The sequence below is a fragment of the Candidatus Desulfofervidus auxilii genome (assembly GCA_030262725.1).
GTDB lineage: Bacteria > Desulfobacterota > Desulfofervidia > Desulfofervidales > Desulfofervidaceae > JAJSZS01.
In genome coordinates, this window is sequence record JAJSZS010000013.1 from 36,704 (window position 1) to 58,629 (window position 21,926).

The window sequence follows — 21,926 nt, forward strand, 5'->3', positions numbered from 1 at the left end:
ACAATCGGACAAATTTTTAAATAATTCCGAAATTTATAATAGAATAACTTTAAGGAGGCTAAAAATGCTAATTGCAGAAAATGACCGATGGCGTATTAGATGTAGGACAGATAGAGGGGATGAAGACTATGCTCTAACAATGGCTGAAGGGCGATTTACTTTTTATTTACACGGTAAAGCTGAAAAAATCACTTTTGTAAGAGCTTTACAAAAGATTAAAAAAGATGCTCAAGAAAACGGAACAAATTTATTTTTTATTGCATTTGGTGGCTATTTTGGTATCTGGTTAACTCTTGAAGATATTGATTTTATGTTAGCTAGTTTACCTATGACTGAGGCTGAAAAACAAGTATCAATCTCACAAGAATATGACATTTCATCTGCTGCAGTTACAAAGCACTAATGAGACAAAAAATATCTTATCCTATCTTACACCCCTCTTCACTAAATTAATAAATGTCTTGACATTTAACTTGACTCTATGATAAAAACTTAATATTAAAATTTTATTAAAGGAGAAATAATGTCTATTGCAGTTATAGGTGGGGGAATTGCAGGTCTATCTTGTGCTTACTTCCTTAAAAAACAAGGTTTGGATGTTGTTGTATATGAAAGAAAAAAAGAAGTAGGAGGTAGATTTTCTACTTTAAAAATTGATGGAGTTTACATTAATCGGGCAGCTTTAATGTTTTCTAAAAAACTCAATCCATGTTTTACTTCCCTAATTCATGAATTGGGGGTTCCTTATAGAGAAATGGAAAAATCTAAGTTTGTTGTGCAAATTGGTGATAAAATTATTCGTTTAAATAAAGAAGGATTGCTGGAAAGTGGATTGTTTAGTTTAGAAGAAATCAAATTATGGGGGGAATTACAGCAATTAGTACAAACACTTAACTTTGATTATACTGCCCCTGATGAACGCCTTCTTAAATGGCATGATATGTCTCTTTATGATTTTTGTAAAAAAATGAAATTTACTGATAAAATGATAAATTATCTTGCCCAACTTTATGCCAGCTTTCAATACGTTGAACCCCATGAGCTAGCAGCAGATAAAGGATTATTTTCTATTGCCTATTCTATTACCCCTACCTTTACACCAATAAAAGGCATGGGTGAGGTAGCCATGCAATTAAAGAAAAGATTAGGAGATAGTGTACAAGTAAATACGCATATAACTGAAGTGCGTTATGAGCAAGGAAAAGGTTTTATGGTAAAAGTAAAAAGAAAAGAAAAGAAAGTAGCTGAATTTGAAGGTTATTATGAGTATTGTGTCTTTGCTACAGGCCAAAGAACAGTAAAAAACATTATGCCAGAGATAGATTTTAAAGTCCCGGCCGCTAAGACAGTAGGATATATTATAGAAGCTGTTTGTCCACAATATCGTTCATATGAATTAATTATCTTTCCTAAAGTAGACAATAAGCATGGTATTCATGGTGGTGAAATGCAGCATTTGCCAGATGGTCGTTCTATTTGTGCTGTTCTTCTTTACCGCCGTGATGCAGATCTAAGTGCAGTGTTTAAGGAATATAAAATTATTGAACGTCTTGGTTGGTCACCTGCCATTGGAGTCATGCCACCAGGAGGAAAAATTGTAGATGTGGTCACCAATGTAAAAAATGCCTTTGTTATAGGAGACTTTTATCGTTTCCCAAATCTTGAATCCTGTGTTTATACTGCAAAAAAAGTAGCAAATATCATTGCTAAAGAGAAAGCAAGTTAAGGAAATTAGAAATGAAAATATTAGGAATATGTGGAACAAACAAGAGAGGGAATATAAAATCAGCAAGTGAGTGGTTTTTAAAAAGGGCACTTGAAGCCGCTGAAGAATTAGGGGCAGAAACAGAATTAATTAGGCTTATAAATTATCGCATAAAACCATGCTTAGCATGTAATTTCTGCATTTGTGGCAAATTATGTCCTTTGCTTGAAGATCCAAAAGACGATGCAAAAGAAATCTTTGCTAAGATAGATGAAGCAGAGGGCATAATCTTTTCTTATCCTGTTTATGCATATCAAACACCTGCCATTATTATTAATCTACTTCAAAGAACAAGACCTTTCCATGAACTTGAAAGGGCAAAGGCAACAGGTTTAAAAATCAAAGCTGCAAAGAACAATCCCTTTTCAGGGAAGGCAATAGGAAATTTAACTGTCGCAGCTGCTATTGGATTGGAAGGAGCCTTATTTGGTCCACTTCATATTTTAAAAGCCTTAGGAGCAACACCAGTTGCCTGTGCAGGTATTTCCCTTTTAGACCCAGAGATAAAAAATATCTATAGTATAGATGGTAAATTTTCTGTCCCAAATGAAAAAATAAAGGCTTTTTTTGATAGGGATTTTCCTAGTTATGAGGAAAATGAATGCGCTATTGACATGGCTCGTGCAGTAGGAAAATGGGTTTATAGAGCCTGTAAGTCTGAAGTATTCCAGCGCATAAAATACCGGACAAAACTTTAAATTAATTTATAACTATTTTAAAGGAAATTTGGGAGCCCAGGAATTGAATCTTTCTTTTATTTCTTTTTCTTTTAACATAAAAAATGGCAAAGTTACTAAGGGAAGTGACCCTTTCCAATCAGGATTAAATAAAGAAAAAAGTCTAAAATCAATAAGAATTTGCATAATGCCAGGAGTAACAACTCTTAAAGAATCAATTGGATATATAAGAGAAGTTTGTGGTTGTCGATAACAAGGAGGTTCTGCTGTTTTTTTTATAAGAAAAAGAATATCTGTTAATAAATCTGATTCAGCATAAGGAAGAACAAGATATCTTTTTTTTATTTCCAAAAGCCTTACTTTACCACGAGAAATTGTTTCTTCCATGTATTTTAAAGAAAAAAGTCCACTCTCATAATTATATAATGCCCAACCTTTTTCTTCCATCATTTCAGGAAATTTTTTTGAAAATTCAAACCACATCATCTTAATTTACCTCTATATTTATTCTTTAATAATAAAAGAATGCAAGAATTTAGTCAAATTATTAAAAAATAATTAATTTAGTTAATCAATATTTTGGAGTAATGCCTTATTTTTTAACGCTTTTTTACAAATTTTTATGTGAGACATAAAGGATGTGGTATGAAAATTAAAAACCACCAAAAACTTCAAATTTTACAGAATACATAACAAATTTAATTTAATATCTTGATTTAATGGGAAATTTATATTATTTTGTTAACAAACTTGTTATAATTAAAAGGAGTAAATTGTGCGTAATTCCCATTTTGTTGCTATAAAAGATAAAGATAATAAAGCTAGGTTAATACCATTAAAAGAGTACGCAAGAAGAAAAGGTTTTCCTATGGGTACAACCCATCAGCTAAGAAACTGGTTAAGAAAAAAAGGTTATTTGTATTTAGAAAGACCAGGGGAGATAATTCTAATAGAGCCGTTTGTTCCTACAGAAAAAGCAGAAAGGAAGCTTGGTATCTTAAAAAATAAAGGGAAATGTATTATTAAGTCAGATTTTGATATATCTGATGAAGAACTGATTTCATGAAATATCTTCTTGATACACACACTGTTTTATGGTCTCTTTTTAACCCGGAAAGATTATCTGAAAAAATATACAACTTATTGATAACACGCTCCTAGAGAAGCCTCCTCTTTCCATAAACTTCCACGATTACATAAAGATCCATTTGATAGAATGCTGATATGGCAAGCTATTCTTCGGAAAATGACACTAGTTTCAGGTGATAAAGAGTTTAAAAAATATGTAAAATTTGGATTAAATCTTCTCAATCCTTAAATGATACAAAGTGGGTAATACGGATGATAAAAAAGAAGCTTTAGCTGCATTGAATTTGAGGAAAATTCATCAAACTTATTCTCAGTATGTTCTTTTTATAGCACCAAAAATAGCATCCCAATTGTGGGTAAGGTTGTGGTGCTTATAGTTGACTCCTAACTCTTTTGATAATTTTTTCATAATCATTATGAGAACCTATCCAAAATTAAAAATCTTTCGTAGTTCTTGATATCATAATTTATCTAAGTCCAAAATTTCTGTTTTTCCTTCTTCATACGCTTTCAAAGCCTATGTAGCAAAGAGAAATGTACTTTAGTGTAAAAAAATAAATAAGGATCCTGTTAATAAACATTTTGTCTCCTCATAAAATTTCTCTTGACAATTTAGAAAAAATTTACTATTTAAACTTTATTAGTAAATTTTTATTAATAAATTTTTATGGAGGCATGAATGAGGATATTATTTGTGATGCCACGTGTAGGTGCTTGGGCTTCTCATGGGATACATAAGGCGCCAAATCAGCTTTATGCTCAGCTTGGTGCATATTTAAGAGAAAAAAATATTGGTGAAATAAAAGTATTAGATGCACGTGCTTTAGATATGAGTACTGAAGAAATGCTTAAAGAGGTAAAGAAAAATAAACCTGATATTGTGATTCTAGGAGATATGGTGCATTCCTATGGTGGATTTGCGGTGATGTGGTATTTCAATGAAACTGCACGCTTGATAAAGGAAACTTGTCCAAAGACAAAGATTGTTGTTGGTGGTCTTTGGTATTCTGGATATTTTAAAGAAACCCTTGAACAGAATCCATGGATAGATTTTGTATATGTAGGTGAGGCAGAGCTTACTGTAGAAGAATTGCTCCTTGCCTTAGATAGTGGACGTAAGGATTTAGAAAATATCCCTGGTCTTGCTTTTAGAAAAGATGGAAAGATAGTGCTTGGGCCTCATCGTGAATTGATTAAAGATTTAGATACACTGCCTCTTCCTGCCTATGATCTCTTCCCCATGGATAAATATGTGGGGCATACCTATTGGAAACCCTTTGTAGAAATCATCACCTCCCGTGGTTGCCCTAATGCCTGCTCTTTTTGTTATGAATGGAGCCAATTTGATCCACGCACACCAAAGGACTTTGTTACTTGGCGGGCTAAGTCTGCCAAAAAGGTAGTAGATGAATTAGAAGTGTTAGAAAAACAATATGGCGTAAAGGTAGTAGTTATTCAGGATGATACCTATAATGTGGATTTAAATAGACTAAAAGAGACATGCGATGAGATTTTAAAAAGAAACCTTTCCATAAAATGGGTAATGCTTGGCATAGCAAGAGATTGGGTAAGGCAAAAGGAGCTTATCCCTTTGATGAAAGAAGCAGGTCTTTTTATGGGTTTGGTAGGAATAGAAGTGGCAAGTGATGAAGAACTGAAGAAAATTGGTAAAAAAATAACCACTTCTCAGGTAAAAGAAACCATTGATATTTTAAGGGAAAATGACATTGCTACTGTAGGCACATTACTTGTTGGGTTTGAAGATGATAATGAAGAGGTAATTAAAAGGAGATGTGCCTTTGCTGATGAAATTGACCCAGACATTATCTGGATAGGTTTTGTTACACCACCTCCTGGCTCACCTATCTGGAAAAGCGCTGTTAAAAGAGGATGGATTGACCCCAATCATATAGATTTAAAACTATGGGATTTTCAGCATCCTGTTATGCCTACAAAGTATTTATCTATAGAAGATATAGGACGTTTAGCTGCCTGGGGAATAAAGCAGTTTTTTAGCAATCCTAAAAGGATTAAGCGGATTATGGAGAGTAATTATGATCCTTTAGCTAAACTGTGTTTTAAGGATCAGATAGATAATCTTAGGCGTTTTGAAGGGGCTGCTACAAAAGGAGAAATATTGGTTTAGGAGAAAAAAATGTTACCACAAAGGATTGCCTATTTGAATTTAGATAGATTAGATACCGAGATTGTAGAAATCCCTTTAGAAATAACCAAAAAGTTTTTGGGTGGACGTGGAATAAACATTTATTTGCTTTATAATCAGGTTACACCTGAAATAAATCCCTTTTCACCAAAAAATCCCCTTATCATTGGTTTAGGACTTTTAACTGGATTAAAGGGCATAGGTGCTTCTAGATGCAATATTTCTGGAAAATCACCTGAGACAGGTCTTTTAGGAGATGCAAACATAGGAGGCAATTTTGGTGCCTTTATGAAAAAGACAGGAATTGATTATTTGTTCATTATAGGTGCAGCTAAAGAACCTGTATATATTTATTTGGATGACAAAGGCATTGAAGTAAAGGATGCCAAAGATTTATGGGGAAAAGACACTATAGAAACTAATACCATTTTAAAAAAACGCTATGGCCCTTCAAGCCAATCTATTTCTATTGGTATTGCTGGTGAAAATTTGGTGCGCTTTGCCTGCATCATTAATAGGAAAAAAAATGCTGCTGGAAGGACAGGACTTGGCTGTCTTATGGGAGCAAAAAAGATAAAGGCAATTGTGGTAAATGGTAAAAAATCAATAAAGCCAAAGGATGAGAATGGATTTAATGATTTATTAAAATTTCTTCAAAAAAGGCTAAAAGAAGAGCCTTTAGTCAATGTACTCAGTGAATTTGGCACTGCCCATCTTTTTAAACTGATTAATCAAAAGATTGGTATGGGAAGAGTCCATAATGGGCTTTCTATGAAATTTGATAATAAAGATATCTCACCTGAGGTATTAAAAGAAAAATATTACAAAGGGAAGGCAGGCTGTTTTTCCTGTCCAGTAACCTGTCAGCATAGATACAAAACAGAAAAAATAAGCAATGAAGGGCCAGAATATACTATCTTAGCAAGTTTTGGTCCGGTTTTGGGCATAAAAAGATTAGAAACAATCCTTTATATAAATAATTTAATAAATCGCTATGGTCTAGATGCCAGTTCAACATCAAATCTTATTGCCTGGTCTATTGAATTATTTAAAAAGGGTGTCATTGATGAAAAATTAACAAATGGGCTAAAGCTTGATTGGGGAAATGAAGAAGCTATTATAGAGTTAATCCATCAGATTGCCCATAGAGATGGATTTGGCAATCTTTTAGCAGATGGTGCAAAGGAAGCTATAAAAAAATTAGGTGAAGGAACAGCTAAATATCTTATCTGGACAAAATATTTACCTCAATCAGACCCTGTAGATTTAAGATATCTTCCTGCCTATGCCCTAGGAAATGCTGTTGCTTCAAGGGGCTCTGACCATTTAAGAAGTCGCCCTACTTGGGAGGCCTATGGTCTTTCTGAAGAACAATTAAAAGCCATTTATGGTGGGTATGTCTCTGCTAATCCACATAGTTATGAAGGGAAGGGTAGGGTTATTTGGTGGTGGGAAACATATCTTTCTTTATTTGATGCTTTAGGACTCTGTAAACTTATTGCCTTTCATTGTCGTCCTGGTCTGTTTAATTTTGAATTTTTCTCAAAACTTATTCACTATGCTACTGGTCTTGATTTAACACCTGAAGAAATCTTTGAAATAGGAGAAAGAATTGTCACCTTAGAAAGGATGTTTATTGTGCGCGAGGGAATAAGAAGAAAAGATGATTTTCCACCACAAAGGTATTTTGAACCCTTAAATGGATTAAGGCTAGATAAAGAAAAATTTGAGCAAATGCTAGATGAATATTATCAGCTCCGTGGCTTTGATAAAGAAGGTAAGCCTTTAGAAGAGACAATAAAACGTTTGGGTTTAAGTCAATGAAAATAGCTATTATTGGTGCAGGGGCAATAGGCGGTTTAGTCGCTGGTTATCTTAGTAAAGAAGGGATTGATATTACCTTAATTGGTAAGAAAAAGGATGTTTTAGCGATTAAAGAAAATGGGCTTTTTATAGAAGGGGTAAGAGGAAAATTGGTTATTCCAATTAATGTTGAAGATAAATTAAAAAATAATGCAGACTTTATTATTTTGGCTATTAAAACACAAGATATCCCTTCAGTCTTAAACGATATCCCAAAAAATATCCCCATCCTTACAGTACAAAATGGTGTAAGGGCAGAAGAAATTCTTTCAAACTATATCCCAAAAGAAAAGATTATCGGAAGTGTTGTTATGTTTGGGGCAACATATCTTTCTCCAGGAAAGATTTTACATAACTTTGAAGGAGATTGGATTATTGGTAAGGCATTTTCTAAAAATGATGAAGAAGTGGAAAAATTAGCAAATCTTTTAAATAAGGCATTTTCTATCCATATTACAGAAGAAATAAAAGAAATGAAATGGTTAAAACTCTTTTTAAACCTAAATAATTGTCTTCCTGCCTTAATCGGAAAGAGCATGCAAGAGACATTTTCTGACTTAGAGATTTGTAAATTAAGTATTCGTCTTTTAAAAGAAGCATTAACAGTAATTGATAAGGCAGGAATCAAATTAAAATCTCTACCAGATTTCCCTTTAGAAAGGCTTTATGCATTGACAAATATGCCATTAGAAGAATCAGCAAGAATATTCTCAAACATTATGAAAAATTTAAGTAAAGAACCACTTTATGGCTCAATCCTTCAAAGCATAAAGAGAAAAAGACCTTCAGAGATTGATTATATCAATGGAGAGATAGCCTCTTTGAGTGAAAAGATAGGGATAGACGCACCTTTAAATAAAAAAGTAGTAGAGATGGTGCATGCAGTAGAAAAAAGAGGTGAATTTTTTAAGTCAGAAGAAATTTTAAATGAATTTAGGAGGTAAAGATGGAATTAAAGTTTCCGCAATTTTTAGTGACAGTAACAAAGGTAAGGGGAGAATGTTATCGGGGTTATAAAGTAGGAGATAAATTTATCTTTGAAGATTTTACTAAAACTCCTGAAGGTTTTTGTCAAGGTGCAGCAACAGTCATATTCCCCTGTCTTTATGCATTAACCTTTGGGGCAGAATTTCCATTTGAAGAAAATCCTCGTTCTATCCATACAAGTTGTCCTGATGGAGGAAGGGTAGAGTTTTTTACTCAGGTGCTGACTGAAACAGGCGAAATAGAAATAAGGGAAAAAAAAGAACAATCTGGACCAAAACCAAAGAAGATGATTATTAGCATAGAAGAAGTAAGGGGAAAGTGTTTTTATGGTTATAAAGTAGGGGATGAAATCGAAGTCATTGGACTTAGAACACCAAAGGATTTTTGTGGAGGGGCTTATAATGCCCTTTTCCCTGTGCTTTTTGCCTTAAATTTTGGGGCAAAATTCCCATTTGAAGATGAAAATGCCAATGCCAGGGTAACCTGTCCAGATAATGCAAATATTAGGTTCAAGGTAAGGAGGGTGGAATAATTATGAAAAAACGAGTGGTTGTTACAGGGATAGGTGTTCTTTCCCCCAATGGTATTGGTAAAGAGGCATTCTTTGAAGGTATGGTCTATGGCAAATCAGCAATAAGAAAGGTAACTGATTTTGATGTCTCTCAATTTCATTCCCAGATTGCGGCTCAGATAAAAGATTTTGACCCATTTTACTTTGGGCTTACCAAAGAAGAAGTAGAAAGGATGGATCGCTATGTGCAATTTGCTGTAGCTTGTGTAGAGATGGCTATAGAAGATGCAAAGCTGCTTTTAAATAAAGAGGAAAAAGAAAGGATTGGAGTTTGTTTAGCCAATGCTATCTGTGGCACAAGATATATGGAAGAAGAATTTTTAAGGGTAACAAATTTTGGAAAGGAACCTATTGATCCAAGGAAAGCAAGACCATTCCTTTATGATGCCTCTATGTTTAATACTCCCTCAAGCGAAATAGCATCACGTTACAAGTTAAAGGGTATTTGCACAACAGTTTCTACTGGATGTACAGCAGGCACAGATGCTGTAGGTTTTGCTTATGAAGCCATTCAAAATGGAGAGGCAGATATTATGATTACAGGGGCAGCAGAAGCACCACTTTGCCCTATTACCTTTGCTGCTTTTGATGTTTTAAATGTCATTTCTTCTAGAAATGATGAACCTGAGAAGGCTTCAAGACCATTTGATAAGGAAAGGGATGGATTTGTGCTCTCAGAAGGATGCGGCATTTTAATATTAGAGGAGTTAAATCATGCCTTAAAGCGAGGTGCACATATCTATTGTGAAATCACTGGTTTTGGCACCTGTTGTAATGCCTATCATATGACAGATTTACCAGAAGATGGTGATGCTATGGCTGCTTGTATAAATTTTACTTTAAAAGACGCAAAATTACCTCCTGAATCAATTGATTATATAAATGCCCATGGAAGTTCTACTAAACAAAATGATGTCTTTGAAACAAATGCCTATAAAAAGGTCTTTGGTAAAAATGCTTATAAAATTCCTATAAGTTCTCTTAAATCTATGATTGGTCATCCTTTAGCTGCTGCCAATAGTATAGAGCTTGTCGCCTGTGCCTTGGTCTTTGAAAGAGACATTTTACCACCTACGATAAATCAAGAAGTGCCTGATCCAGTATGTGATTTGGATTATATTGCAAATAAAGCAAGAGAAAAAAGGGTCAATCATATTCTTAAAACTAGTAGTGGTTTCTCTGGCATTCATTCTTCTATGATATTGAGCAGATGGAACTCAAGATGAAAGTAGCGATTACAGGAATAGGCATTGTTGCTCCTCCTGGTGTTTGTAAAGAAGATTTTTGGCAAAATGTTAAAGCAGGAAAATCCTTTATTTCTCCTATTACAAGGTTTGATGCCTCAAAATATCCCTCACAGGTAGCAGGTCAGATTGAGAATTTAAATACAAATCCTATCCCTCGTCGTCTTTTAAAAAAGATAGATAAGTTTTCTATCTTTGCCTTAATTGCTACAGAGCAAGCAATAAAAGATGCATCTTTAAATTTAGCCAAAGAAGATCCTTATAATATAGGTATCTTTATAGGGAATGCCTTAGGAGGATGGCTTTATGCTGAGACAGAATTACGTGACCTCTATGTAGAAGGAAGGGATGGTGTAAGTCCATATCTAGCTAGTGCCTGGTTTCCAGCTGCCCCTCAAGGTCAGATCTCTATTTTTTATGGGATAAAAGGATATAGCAAAACAGTAGTTGCAGATAGGGCAAGTGCCTTAATGGCTATTGGTTATGCAGCAAAGGTTATTGAGAATAAAAAATTAAATATTGCCTTTGCTGGTGGCACAGAGGCACCAGTTACTCCTTATGCTTTACTTTGTTGTAGCACAGAAGGTTCACTTTCAAAAGGTCTTTATCGTCCATTTGATAAAGAGAGGGATGGTTTTGTTGTAGGTGAGGGGGCAGGAATTTTGGTCTTAGAAGATGTAGAACATGCCTTAAAAAGAGGAGCAAATATCTATGGATTTATTACAGGTTATGGAAGTTTTTGTGATGGTGTTGACCGTATCATGCCAGATCCAAATGGCAAAGGGCTTATAAAGGCAATAAAGGCTGCTTTAGATATGGCAGGTTATAAGCCTACAGACATTGATTATATCTGTGCTGATGGAGTGGGAACAAAGTTAGGGGATATAAGTGAAACAAGGGCAATAAAAGAGGTTTTTGGAAAAAAGATACCTGTTAGTGCGCCAAAGACTATGTTTGGTTATCTGCTTGGGGCTGCTGGTGCTGTTGATGTAATTATTGCCCTTTTGGCTATGCAAGAGGGTATTATCCCTCCAACCATAAATTATCAAACAAAAGATCCAGAATGTGATTTGGATTATGTGCCTAATAAAAGTCGCCCTAAAGAGGTTAAAAGGGCACTTATTATCTCAAGGGGTAGAGGAGGTATAAATGCTGTTTTAACTATAGAAAGGGGGTGAAATTATGGGAAATATCGAAGAAAGGGTAAAGAAATTGTTTGTTAAATTGTTTGACATGAAACCAGAAGAGGTTAATTTAGAAGCAAATCTAAATGATGATCTTGGGATGGATTCTACAGAAATAGTAGAGCTTACTGTAGCATTAGAGAAGGAGTTTAAGATTAATATTGAAGATGGTGAGATTAAAAAAAGACATTGTGTAAGTGATGTTGTAAATATTGTGAAGAATAGAATCAAATGAAGATTATAGATTTAAGTCTCCCTATAGATGATAGTGTTTTTGAGCCTCTTAAAGTAGAGATAAAGAGATGGGGGCATAAAAGGGGTGGGGATCGATTTGGTTTGAGATGGGCTCTTTCCAAAGGAATAAAGGGCATTTTAAATTATATTTTAGGTAAAGAAAGGATTACACATTCTTCTTTTAAAGATGGTGCTTTTTTAGCTTTAGAACAAGTAAAGGCAACAGTGCATACAGGGACTCATCTTGATGCCCCATATCATTTTGGCCCTAAAACTCAAGGAAAGAGGGCAAAAAGGATAGAGGAAATTCCCTTAGAATGGTGTTATGGTAATGGTGTTGTTTTAGACCTTTCTCATAAAAGACCAGGAGAATTTATTACAAAAGAAGATATAAAAGAGGCAATTAAAAAAATAGGATATGAAATAAAACCCTTTGACATTGTGTTAATTCGTACAGGGGCAGATAGATTTTTTGGGACAAAAAAATATTTTTCCCATTTTCCAGGAATGAGTAAAGAAGCAGTCGCTTATATTTTAGGATTTAATGTAAAGGTTATTGGGATTGATGCCTTTAGTTTTGACCGTCCTTTTCATGTGATGATAAGAGATTTTTTAAAAACAAAGGATAACAGTTATCTTTGGCCTGCCCATTTTTATGGAAGGGAAAAAGAATATTGTCATATAGAGAGATTGGCTAATTTAGATAAGATTCCAAAACCTTATGGTTTTAAAGTAGTTTGTTTTCCTATAAAGATAAAAAATGCAAGTGCAGCCTGGGTAAGGGCTGTAGCGATTATTGAATAAAAAGGAGGAAAAAATGGGACACACAGTAAATTCTATTTTAATTAAAGCACCTTATGATTTGGTATTTGATATTTCAAATGACATTGAAAGGTGGACAGAATTATTTGGTGGTGAATACAAGGAGGCAAAGATATTAAAAAGGGAAGGGAATAAAATTACATTTCAATTAACTGATAATAGAGGAAATTCCTGGCAATCCTTTCGCCTCTTATTTAAAGATTATTACTTTACTTATGCCCAGAGAGTAGAGCCTCTATTTCCTTTTAAATACATGAAGATTATTTGGCTTTATACCCCTATGCCTGAAGGGATACTTATGACTTGGATTCAAGACTTTTCTATGGAAGAGGGGGCAAAATTTAATGATAAACAGGTTGAAGAATTTATTAATAAACATTCAAGGGAAAATTTAAAGATATTTAAAGAAGTGATAGAGAAAGAGGCAAAGAAATGAATGGATTAAAGGGGAAAACAGTTATTATCATAGGGGCAACTGGTGGGATTGGTAAGGCGATTGCAGAAACATTGGCAAAAGAGGGGATGAATTTAGTGATTGCTGCCCGTAATAAAGAAATGCTTGAAAAAATAGCAAATGAATTTTCTAAAAAATATAAGATAAAGACATTGCCTGTACCCTGTGATATTACAAAACAAGCTGATTTAGAAAATCTGGTAAATGTGGCGATTAAAGAATTTAAAAAGATAGATGCATTAATCAATAGTGCTGGTATTAGCAGTCAATATCCATTTCAAGAACAACCATTAGAAGACATCCCAAGGCTTATATATACGAATTATTTTGGTCCAGTAATGCTTACACGTTTAATTATTAATCATTTTATAAAAAATAAAGCTGGAGCTATTATAAACATTGTCTCTGGCTCCACCTTAGTAGACCCCCCACCAAGAAACTTTATTGTCTATACCTCGCTTAAACAGGCATTAAGGGCTTTTGGAAAGGGACTTTTTTGGGAATTAAGGGATTTTAATATAAAAGTGACATCAATTTTACCTGGTGTAACAGATACAGCTTTAACCCAAGGATTAAAGGACATTTCTGTGGATAAATCTCGTCTTATGGGCACAAAAGCAATAGAGGATGCAGTGAAGTTTGCGCTTTCTGTACCGGCAAATGTCTGTCCTTTGGAGATTTCAGTGATTAATCAGCGTACACCTTGGACAAAACCTGTCATTCCATATAAGCAGGAGCATCCAAAAAAATGATATTTGACGCCCACACCCACTGGCTACCAAAAAAAATTATTGAAAATGCCCATTTTTTCTCAAATATTTGGGGAGATATTGAAAAACAAATAGAAGTAATGGATAAATTCAAGATTGATAAAGCACTTCTTATTTATCCTACTACTGATGCCTATAAAAAGTTGGGTTTTAAAGAAGTAGCTAGAGTTTATAATGATGCTATCGCTGAAATAATAAATAAATACCCTGAAAGATTTATTGGGGCAGCTATTCTGCCTATAGATAAAAAAGAAATGATTGAAGAATTTGAACGTATTAAAAAATTAGGATTTAAAGCTATTTCTTTAGCAACAAGCTTTGATGGCATATATTTAGATGATGAGAGGTTTTATCCTCTTTATGAAAGATTAGAGGCATTAAACATGCCTATTTTTGTTCATCCCCAGATTATAAATCCCATAGGTTATGAAAGAATAAAAGACCCTTTACTTACCCCTGTCATTGAATTTGTGTTTGATACTACAATGTGCATTGGAAAGTTGATAGTAGCAGGCATATTTAAAAAGTTTAAAGATTTAAAATTTATCTTTGCCCATTTAGGAGGGGTAATGCCCTTTATCAAAGAGAGGTTTGATATCATATATAAAATGCTTAGAAAGAGAAATATAGTTAAAGACATCTTTGCTATGCCTAGTGAATATTTAAAAAAACTCATTGTAGATACAAGTGGGACTACATCTCATTCTGCCCTTATGTGCACGATTGAGATGGTAGGGACAGATCATATTTTATGGGGGAGCGATTACCCAGGTAATCCTGATATATCCAATTCAATCAAGGCTATAAAAAGATTAAATATTTCTGAAGAAGAAAAGAAAAAGATATTAGGAGAGAATATAAAAAGATTGTTAAAATGAAAGGATTGATTTTCAACATTCAACGTTATTCTATCCAAGATGGTCCAGGTATTAGAACAACTGTGTTTATGAAAGGATGTCCTTTAAAGTGTATATGGTGTGCTAATCCAGAAGGGCAAAAACCTGTGCCTGAGATTCTTTATGATAAAAATAAATGTAATAAATGCTATAAATGTGTGGATGCCTGTTTAAATGGTGCTATTAGTATTTTTCAAGATGGATTTATTGACATTAATCGGCGTATGTGTAAAAGATGTAAAAATTATTCTTGTATAGATGCATGTGAAGAAGAAGCAATTAAATTAGTGGGAAGATTTGTTACTATAGAAGAATTAATGCAAGAAGTAGAAAAAGATAGTTTATTTTATCGCAATTCTAATGGTGGGGTAACTTTATCTGGGGGAGAGCCAACAAAACAGTTTGAATTTATTTTAGAGTTTTTTAAAAATTGTAAAGAAAAAGGCATCCACACCACATTAGATACATGTGGTTATACATCATGGGATTTTTTAAAAAGGATTTTAGAATATACCGACTTGGTTCTATATGACATTAAACATATTGATCCTGAAAAACATAAAAAATTAACAGGTGTTTCTAATGAGATTATTTTAAATAATGCAAAAAATTTATTAAGTGCCAAAGTGCCAACTATTTTTAGAATACCTATTATCCCAGGATATAACGATGAAAAAGAAAATATTGAAGCCACAGCAAGATTTTTAAAAGAAATTGGAGGGAAAGAGGTAAATCTCCTTCCTTATCATAGATTAGGTATAAGAAAATATGAAAGACTTGGGATAAATTATCCTTTAAAGATTAAATCACCTAATAAAAAATCCCTTGAGGAGATAAAAACAATTTTTGAAGAAAAAGGATTAAAATGCATAATAATATAAGGCTTCCTTACATAAAGCATATTGTTCCCATAGAGGCTATTTTAACAGAAAGGATAAAAAGGATAAAAGAAAAAATCAGAAAAACACCTGTTCATGGGGATTGGGAAAGGGATCATATTTTTACTGAATATTGGCGGCAATCTGATGGTGAGCAGATTTATATAAGGCGAGCAAAGGCATTTTATAAGGTATTAAAAGAAAAAAGCATAAGGATTTTTGATGATGAACTCATTGTAGGAGCACCGACAAAGTATCTTTCTGGAGGTGCATTTTATCCAGAATATAGCTGTGATTGGATAGAGGAAGAATGGGATAAATTTGCTTCAAGAGAAGGTAAGTTTGTTCCAGTTGGAGATAAAGAGACTGTATTGAAAGATATTGAATTTTGGAAAGGGAAAACTTTATTTGATAGGCAATTAACTTTTTTCTCTGAGAAATGGAATCTTTTGCAAAATCTTTTTATCTCAAGGATCACTGCAGGTGACAGACCCTCTGCACATGGACGTCAAATAGTAGATTTTAAAAAAGTATTAAATAAGGGATTAAAGGGTATTATTTCAGAAATAAAGCAAATGAAAGAAAAAACACCTTTAAATACCACAGAGGATTTAAATAAGCATTATTTCTGGGATGCCTGTATCATTGCTTGTGAAGCAGTGATTAATTTTGCCAAAAGACATGCTGAATTAGCGAGAGAAATGGTGAAAAATGAAAAAAATAAAGAAAGAAAAAAAGAATTGGAGAAGATTGCAGAGATTTGTTCAAAAGTGCCTGAAAATCCAGCCAATTCATTTTATGAAGCCTTGCAATCACTATGGTTTATCCACTTATGTGTAGAGATAGAAAATAACTCATTTGGTTATTCTTTAGGTAGGATGGATCAATATTTATATCCTTTTTATAAAAAAAGCATAGATGAAGGAGAAATTACAAGGGAAAAGGCAGCCGAATTATTGGCTTGTTTATGGCTTAAATTTAATACCATCCATTGGATAACAAAGTATTCCATAGCAGCCATTACCCAAACAAGCAATTTCCAAAATGTCACTATAGGAGGAAGAGATAATAAAGGTAGGGATGCAAGTAATGAATTATCTCATCTTATCGTAGAGGTTGATACAGCCTTAAAATTACCACAACCAACACTTTCTCTTAGGTATCATGACTGCATAAATGAAGTGTTTTTATTTAAATGCGCTGAAGATATTGCTACAGGTGGAGGAAAGCCTGCTATTTTTTGTGAGAATTATGCATATTCTGTTTTGCCTTTATATGGGGTGCCATTAGAAGATGTAATTGAGTTTGCCCCTATTGGATGTGTAGAGATGGGTATACCTGGAAAAACATCCCTATTTGCTGGCTGTTTTATTAGTCTTCCCCATTGCCTTGAATTGGTCTTTACAAATGGCATTCATAGAAAGACTGGAAAAAAGATAGGTATAGAAACAGGAGATGTTGAAACATTTTTAAGCTTTAATGATTTTATAAATGCATTTTTTAAACAATTTGAATTTATCCATCATATTATTGTAAGTTATTTTAAAATTAGTCAGGTAGCTATAAGACCATACTTTGTCCCTTGTCTATTTAACTCAAGTTTGATTTCTGATTGTATTATTAAAGGAAAGGATCTTCATAGTGGTGGGGCAAGATATAATCAATTTTTTGCTACATATCCCGTAGGAATGGTAACAACAGTAAATTCACTTTATGCTGTGAAAAAGTTAGTATATGAAGAAAAAAAGATTAGCATGAAGGAACTTAAAGAGGCATTAGAGAAAAATTTTGAAGGAGAATACCGTAAAATAAGAAAAATTTGTTTAGAAGTGCCTAAGTATGGGAATGATATTGATGAAGTGGATGATATGCTTGGGGATTTATTTAAAGAAATTAGCAAGATTGTAATGAAAGAAAAAAATGCCTTTAATCATCCTATAGCCCCTGCTTATCTTGGTGTGACTGCCCATTATTTTCATGGAATAGGCTGTGGGGCTACACCTGATGGGCGTTTAGCCTATACTCCTTTTGCAGATGGTTCTTTATCTGCCTACCCTGGTACAGATAAAAATGGACCAACAGCACTTATAAAATCAGCAACAAAGGCAAATACTTCTCCTGCAGTAGCTACGCTTTTTAATATAAAATTGAATCCTTCTATTTTTAAATCAGCAGAGGGAATGAGAAAATTTTTAAGTCTTGTTAAGACCTATTCTGATTTAGGTGGTTATCATATCCAGTTTAATGTCATTGATAAAGAAACATTATTAAAGGCAAAAAAGTATCCTGAAAGGTATAGAGATTTATTAATCAGAGTGGCAGGATTTAGTGCCTATTTTGTAGATTTATCACCTACTGTTCAGGATGAGATTATTGCAAGAACAGAACATAATTTTTAAGGGGTGAAAAAATGAGAGTCTTATTTTTACAACCTCCTCTTGGGAGTTGGGTTTGTTGGGGAAAGCATGTTGCTATTAATGTAAATCATGCACAGTTGGCAGCAAATCTTAGAGAATGGTATCCAGAGATAGAGATAAAGGTATTGGATTGCAAGGCATTAGATATGGATGAAAGAAAGATGCTTGATGTGATTAAAGAAATAGAGCCTGACTTGGTCTATATGGGAGATGCCTTACAGACAAATGGTGTGGCAGCTACTCATCCCCGTTATAAAAGGACAGCTAGTTTGATTAAAAAATTAAATAAAAATATAAAGATATGTGTAGGTGGATTCTTTTATGGAGCAAATGCTCCCCAAATATTAAAAGAAACAAAAGAATTTGATTTTATTATTTATGGAGAAACAGAAGTCACTATGCCTGAATTAGCTAAAGAATTGAGTAAGAAAGAGCCAGATATCCCTTCGATAAAAGGGCTTGCTTATTGGGATAAAGATGAAGTAAAAGTTACCCCTTATCGCCCTTTATATGAAAATTTAGATGACTTACCACTTCCAGCATATGATTTATTCCCAATGGAAAGGTATAAATATATGGAGACTTATCATTCTAGAGGTTGTCCAAATGGATGTCGTTTTTGTGTAGGTTGGACAAATTATGATCCAAGAGGGAATAAAGATTGGATGCATTATCGCATAAGATCTGCTAAAAGGGTGGCAGATGAATTAGAGTTTTTAGAAAAAAGATTTGGTGTGAAATATATAGTAATGATGGATGAGGATTTTAATGTTTATCGTTCAAGGATTGAGGGATTAATAGAAGAGATATTTAAGCGAGGACTTAAGGTAAAATATTTCTTTATGGGAAGAGCGCCTTATTTTTTAAGAGATAAGGATTTACTTAAAGATTTAAAAAAATCGGGGTTTATTCAATGTCTATTTGGTCTTGAGGTAACAGATGAAAAGACATTAAAAAAGATTGGGAAAGGGATTACGGTGGAAGAAGTAGAAGAAGTAGTAGCAAAATGTAGGGAAAATCATATTGGGACTTTAATTTCTTGGATGGTAGGGTTTCCAGATGATGATGAAGAGACTATTAAAAAGAGATTTGAAAGGTTAGATAAAATTGACCCAGATATCTCTTCTCTTCAAATGTTAACACCATTACCAGGTATCCCTATGTATTCTGAGATTGAACCTTATATTGAAGAAAGGGATTTAAGCAAATGGGACTTTTTTCATCCTGTGATAAGGACAAAATATTTAACAAGAGAAGAATTGGGGAAATTAGCTGCTTGGTGTAATTATAAATTCTTTAGTAATCCGGAAAGGAGAAAAAGAATATTGTTTAATAAAAATTTGGATCCATTTTGTAGAATTTCTTTTAGAGTCTATATAAAAACAATAAATGATTATACAAGAGCAGCTATTAAAGGAGAAGTTTTTATTTAACCTTACTCTTTTGATTTTCACCTTTATATGGAACAGGTATATATTGAACAGAAGGTCGTCTTTGTACAGGTTGAGGATAAAGGCTCATAAGTTGATAGATTTCTACTGGCATATTTGTAGAGACAGGCAGACCTAATTCCTTTGCTTCTTCATAAGTAATAGGATAATCATGTGTCCATTCTCCTCTTGAAAGTAAATCCGCAATCTCTTCTGCCTTTTTCTCTGGCATCTTTCCCATCAAGATATTTTTTATACATTTTTTTACCTGTTTAATTGCCTTATTTGAAATATCAGCCAAAATTAATGTTTCATCATCAATATCATTTAAATTTTTTTGTTCTAAAACTTTAAGAATAGAAGCTGCTGGATATTGTCCTAATTGAGGATCAACCGGACCTAATACTGCATAAGGGTCCATAATAATTTCATCAGCTGCCAAAGCAATAAGTGTACCTCCTGACATGGCATAATGAGGTATAAACACAGTAACTTTAGCCTTATGTGCTTTTAAAGCAAATGCTATTTGTTCAGCAGCTAATACTAATCCACCTGGAGTATGAAGGATGAGATCAATCGGAATATTGGCGTCTGTCATCCGGATGGCTCTTAAGATTTCTTCTGAATCTTGGATATCAATATATTTAACAATTGGAAAACCAAGCAGACTCATAGTTTCTTGTCTGTGAATCATAGCAATTACACGACTGCTTCTTTTCTTCTCAAGCTGACGGAGCAATTTTAAACGAGCGGCTTCAAGCATTTTTCTTTGAATGATAGGAGTAATAGCAGAAACCATAAAAAATATCCAAAGTAAATCAAAAAAACCAAAACCCATTTTTGTCTCCTACCATGGTTTGAATTCGTCAGGAAACCAGCGACGACGTTTTTTTCTAAAGAAAAATACTAAAATAATCCCACAAATAAAACCACCAATATGTGCCCACCAAGCTACTCCTTCATAAAAAATACCTGGAGTAAGAATAGCAAAAGTACCTTTAAAAAATTGAATCATAAACCAGAAAAATAAGAAAAATACTGCTGGTATCTCTATTAATGTAAGGAAAAGGAAAACAGGAACAAGGGTAATTATTCGAGAATATGGAAAAAGCACATAATAAGCTCCCATTACACCAGAAACTGCTCCACTTGCACCAATAGTAGGAATAGTAGAATGAGGATGGGTATAAATATGACATAAAGCAGCACCAATTCCACAAAGTATATAAAATATCAAAAAGCGTTTATGTCCTACTGCATCTTCTACATTATCACCAAAAATCCATAAATACCACATATTACCAATTAAATGAAACCAACCACCATGCAGAAACATAGAGGTAAAAAGAGGTATATATTTATCAAAAAAGTAATTTAAACTAGAATAGAGAAAATATCTTTTTGGGACTACACCATAAATAAAAACAAATTTTTCTACATAAGGTCCAAGTGAAATTTGATAAAAAAACACTAAAACATTAAAAATAATAAGAGAGATTGTTACCCATGGAAAAGTGCGAGAAGGAATTGTGTCCTTTAAAGGAAACATACAAACACAATATAATAATAAATAATTTTGGAGTCAATAAATAATTAAATTGAACTTTTCTCAAAATCGTAAATTTATTTTATCAAAATAGTAAAAAATTTAGTGGCGCCGTTTTATGGCATTTGCTTGTATGGTTCTATTCATTAAAACTCAGTCCCATTTCTTGAGATATTCTTTTAAGCCTTTTAATCAAACGTCCATATTAGAATTCCTATTAGTGCTGCTGATGCAAGGAGGTTTATTCTCTATAAATTGCAATACTTCTTCATGATCCGCTTGAATTGCCATAGGTAGGGTTTCTAAACCAAGTTTAACTAACTTAGTTTTTTCTTTGATGCCCGTCAATTTTGATCCTTATCAGTCAACTTATCGTCTATGTTTAATGTTGTTCTCATAGTTTATCACCTATAATACTGCATCTTGTCAACTACCTTTTTATTTTTGTGGATAAAAACTAAGCGCCGTTTACGGCGTCTGCTGAAGTGGTTCGTTAGAATTCTGCTTTTAATTTATTTTTTAAATCGCTGTCTGTATCTTGAAGACATTAAGTAAGTAGTGTAATCTGAATAAAAATAGATTATAAATAAGGACAATAATAGTGGATAATCCTGTTTTAAAGGCTATTTATAGTAGAAGAAGTGTTAGGGAGTATACGGATCAATCTGTTTCAAGGGAAATTATATTAGAGATTATTAAAGCTGGCACCTGGGCACCTTCAGGTTTAAATAATCAGCCTTGGCGGTTTGCTATTGTTTGGGATAAAGAAGTCAAAGAACAAATTGCTGTCCAAACTAAATATGGAGGCATTGTTAAACAAGCGCCAGTAATTATCGCTGTTTTTGTAGACAAAAATGCCATGTATCATGAAGTTAAAGATCATCAAGCCATGGGAGCTTGTATTCAAAATATGCTTTTGGCCATTCATGCCTTAG

At 33.5% G+C, this 21,926-nt stretch carries 22 protein-coding genes and 1 pseudogene; 20 read left to right on the plus strand and 3 right to left on the minus strand.

Translation table 11 applies throughout. From position 1 onward, the window contains the following. Positions 1-64: 64 nt before the first annotated feature. The 3 genes from LWW95_07955 (at position 65) to LWW95_07965 (ending at position 2,463) form a co-directional block, all read left to right on the plus strand. Positions 65-403 carry a hypothetical protein gene (locus LWW95_07955; GenBank protein ID MDL1956960.1) on the plus strand — a complete coding sequence of 113 codons (339 nt, stop codon included), beginning with the start codon at positions 65-67 and terminating at the stop codon, positions 401-403. A gap of 120 nt (positions 404-523) precedes the next feature. Beyond that, the gene (locus LWW95_07960) at positions 524-1,726 is read left to right on the plus strand and encodes an FAD-dependent oxidoreductase (protein ID MDL1956961.1); all 1,203 of its coding nucleotides are present in this window, start codon (positions 524-526) and stop codon (positions 1,724-1,726) included. 11 nt (positions 1,727-1,737) lie between these two features. Beyond that, entirely contained in the window at positions 1,738-2,463 is a 726-nt protein-coding gene (locus LWW95_07965) for a flavodoxin family protein (GenBank protein ID MDL1956962.1), read from the plus strand. A gap of 12 nt (positions 2,464-2,475) precedes the next feature. Here the strand turns inward: LWW95_07965 and LWW95_07970 are convergent, their stop codons facing one another. Continuing rightward, a complete protein-coding gene (locus tag LWW95_07970) occupies positions 2,476-2,928 on the minus strand; it encodes a hypothetical protein (GenBank protein MDL1956963.1) in 453 nt (150 codons plus the stop codon). Positions 2,929-3,217: 289 nt separating this feature from the next. Between LWW95_07970 and LWW95_07975 the strand changes: the two genes are divergently transcribed. The 16 genes and pseudogenes from LWW95_07975 (at position 3,218) to LWW95_08050 (ending at position 19,448) form a co-directional block, all read left to right on the plus strand. Continuing rightward, positions 3,218-3,508, plus strand: coding sequence for a hypothetical protein (locus LWW95_07975; protein MDL1956964.1), 291 nt, complete (start codon positions 3,218-3,220; stop codon positions 3,506-3,508). After that, a pseudogene (locus LWW95_07980) lies at positions 3,505-3,760 on the plus strand (type II toxin-antitoxin system VapC family toxin). Before LWW95_07975 ends, LWW95_07980 begins: the two are co-directional and overlap by 4 nt. Before the next feature lie 450 nt (positions 3,761-4,210). Continuing rightward, the gene (locus tag LWW95_07985; protein ID MDL1956965.1) at positions 4,211-5,677 is read left to right on the plus strand and encodes a radical SAM protein; all 1,467 of its coding nucleotides are present in this window, start codon (positions 4,211-4,213) and stop codon (positions 5,675-5,677) included. A 9-nt stretch (positions 5,678-5,686) separates the two neighbouring features. Then, a complete protein-coding gene (locus tag LWW95_07990; GenBank protein ID MDL1956966.1) occupies positions 5,687-7,519 on the plus strand; it encodes an aldehyde ferredoxin oxidoreductase family protein in 1,833 nt (610 codons plus the stop codon). Further along, positions 7,516-8,502: a 2-dehydropantoate 2-reductase gene (locus tag LWW95_07995; GenBank protein ID MDL1956967.1), complete on the plus strand. Its 987-nt coding sequence runs from the start codon at positions 7,516-7,518 to the stop codon at positions 8,500-8,502. The genes LWW95_07990 and LWW95_07995 overlap by 4 nt, the downstream gene beginning before the upstream one ends. A gap of 2 nt (positions 8,503-8,504) precedes the next feature. Next, positions 8,505-9,077 carry a TIGR04076 family protein gene (locus LWW95_08000; protein ID MDL1956968.1) on the plus strand — a complete coding sequence of 191 codons (573 nt, stop codon included), beginning with the start codon at positions 8,505-8,507 and terminating at the stop codon, positions 9,075-9,077. A 2-nt stretch (positions 9,078-9,079) separates the two neighbouring features. Further along, positions 9,080-10,342, plus strand: coding sequence for a beta-ketoacyl-[acyl-carrier-protein] synthase family protein (locus tag LWW95_08005; GenBank protein MDL1956969.1), 1,263 nt, complete (start codon positions 9,080-9,082; stop codon positions 10,340-10,342). Next, positions 10,339-11,538, plus strand: coding sequence for a beta-ketoacyl-[acyl-carrier-protein] synthase family protein (locus LWW95_08010; protein ID MDL1956970.1), 1,200 nt, complete (start codon positions 10,339-10,341; stop codon positions 11,536-11,538). Before LWW95_08005 ends, LWW95_08010 begins: the two co-directional genes overlap by 4 nt. A 4-nt stretch (positions 11,539-11,542) precedes the next feature. Next, on the plus strand, positions 11,543-11,779 hold the full coding sequence (locus LWW95_08015; GenBank protein ID MDL1956971.1) for an acyl carrier protein: 237 nt from the start codon (positions 11,543-11,545) through the stop codon (positions 11,777-11,779). Further along, positions 11,776-12,582, plus strand: coding sequence for a cyclase family protein (locus tag LWW95_08020; GenBank protein ID MDL1956972.1), 807 nt, complete (start codon positions 11,776-11,778; stop codon positions 12,580-12,582). The genes LWW95_08015 and LWW95_08020 overlap by 4 nt, the downstream gene beginning before the upstream one ends. A 13-nt stretch (positions 12,583-12,595) precedes the next feature. After that, on the plus strand, positions 12,596-13,036 hold the full coding sequence (locus tag LWW95_08025) for a polyketide cyclase (protein ID MDL1956973.1): 441 nt from the start codon (positions 12,596-12,598) through the stop codon (positions 13,034-13,036). Then, on the plus strand, positions 13,033-13,806 hold the full coding sequence (locus tag LWW95_08030; GenBank protein MDL1956974.1) for an SDR family oxidoreductase: 774 nt from the start codon (positions 13,033-13,035) through the stop codon (positions 13,804-13,806). The genes LWW95_08025 and LWW95_08030 overlap by 4 nt, the downstream gene beginning before the upstream one ends. Then, complete coding sequence (locus LWW95_08035) at positions 13,803-14,702, plus strand: amidohydrolase family protein (GenBank protein ID MDL1956975.1); 900 nt, start codon at positions 13,803-13,805, stop codon at positions 14,700-14,702. Before LWW95_08030 ends, LWW95_08035 begins: the two co-directional genes overlap by 4 nt. Further along, positions 14,699-15,601, plus strand: a complete 903-nt coding sequence (locus LWW95_08040) for a glycyl-radical enzyme activating protein (GenBank protein MDL1956976.1) — start codon at positions 14,699-14,701, stop codon at positions 15,599-15,601. The genes LWW95_08035 and LWW95_08040 overlap by 4 nt, the downstream gene beginning before the upstream one ends. Beyond that, complete coding sequence (locus LWW95_08045; protein MDL1956977.1) at positions 15,586-17,997, plus strand: hypothetical protein; 2,412 nt, start codon at positions 15,586-15,588, stop codon at positions 17,995-17,997. The genes LWW95_08040 and LWW95_08045 overlap by 16 nt, the downstream gene beginning before the upstream one ends. Positions 17,998-18,008: 11 nt before the next feature. Continuing rightward, positions 18,009-19,448, plus strand: coding sequence for a B12-binding domain-containing radical SAM protein (locus LWW95_08050; GenBank protein MDL1956978.1), 1,440 nt, complete (start codon positions 18,009-18,011; stop codon positions 19,446-19,448). Here the strand turns inward: LWW95_08050 and LWW95_08055 are convergent. Together LWW95_08055 and LWW95_08060 are read right to left on the minus strand one after the other, a co-directional pair. After that, positions 19,441-20,283, minus strand: coding sequence for an ATP-dependent Clp protease proteolytic subunit (locus LWW95_08055; protein ID MDL1956979.1), 843 nt, complete (start codon positions 20,281-20,283; stop codon positions 19,441-19,443). The two genes, LWW95_08050 and LWW95_08055, sit on opposite strands and share 8 nt — an antisense overlap. A 9-nt stretch (positions 20,284-20,292) precedes the next feature. Next, positions 20,293-20,994 (minus strand): rhomboid family intramembrane serine protease, encoded by a 702-nt coding sequence (locus LWW95_08060; GenBank protein MDL1956980.1) that lies wholly within the window; start codon positions 20,992-20,994, stop codon positions 20,293-20,295. A 598-nt stretch (positions 20,995-21,592) separates the two neighbouring features. On the opposite strand from LWW95_08060, the gene LWW95_08065 reads away from it, so the two are divergent. Then, positions 21,593-21,926: nitroreductase family protein (locus tag LWW95_08065; protein ID MDL1956981.1), on the plus strand; the 334-nt coding region annotated here is incomplete at its 3' end.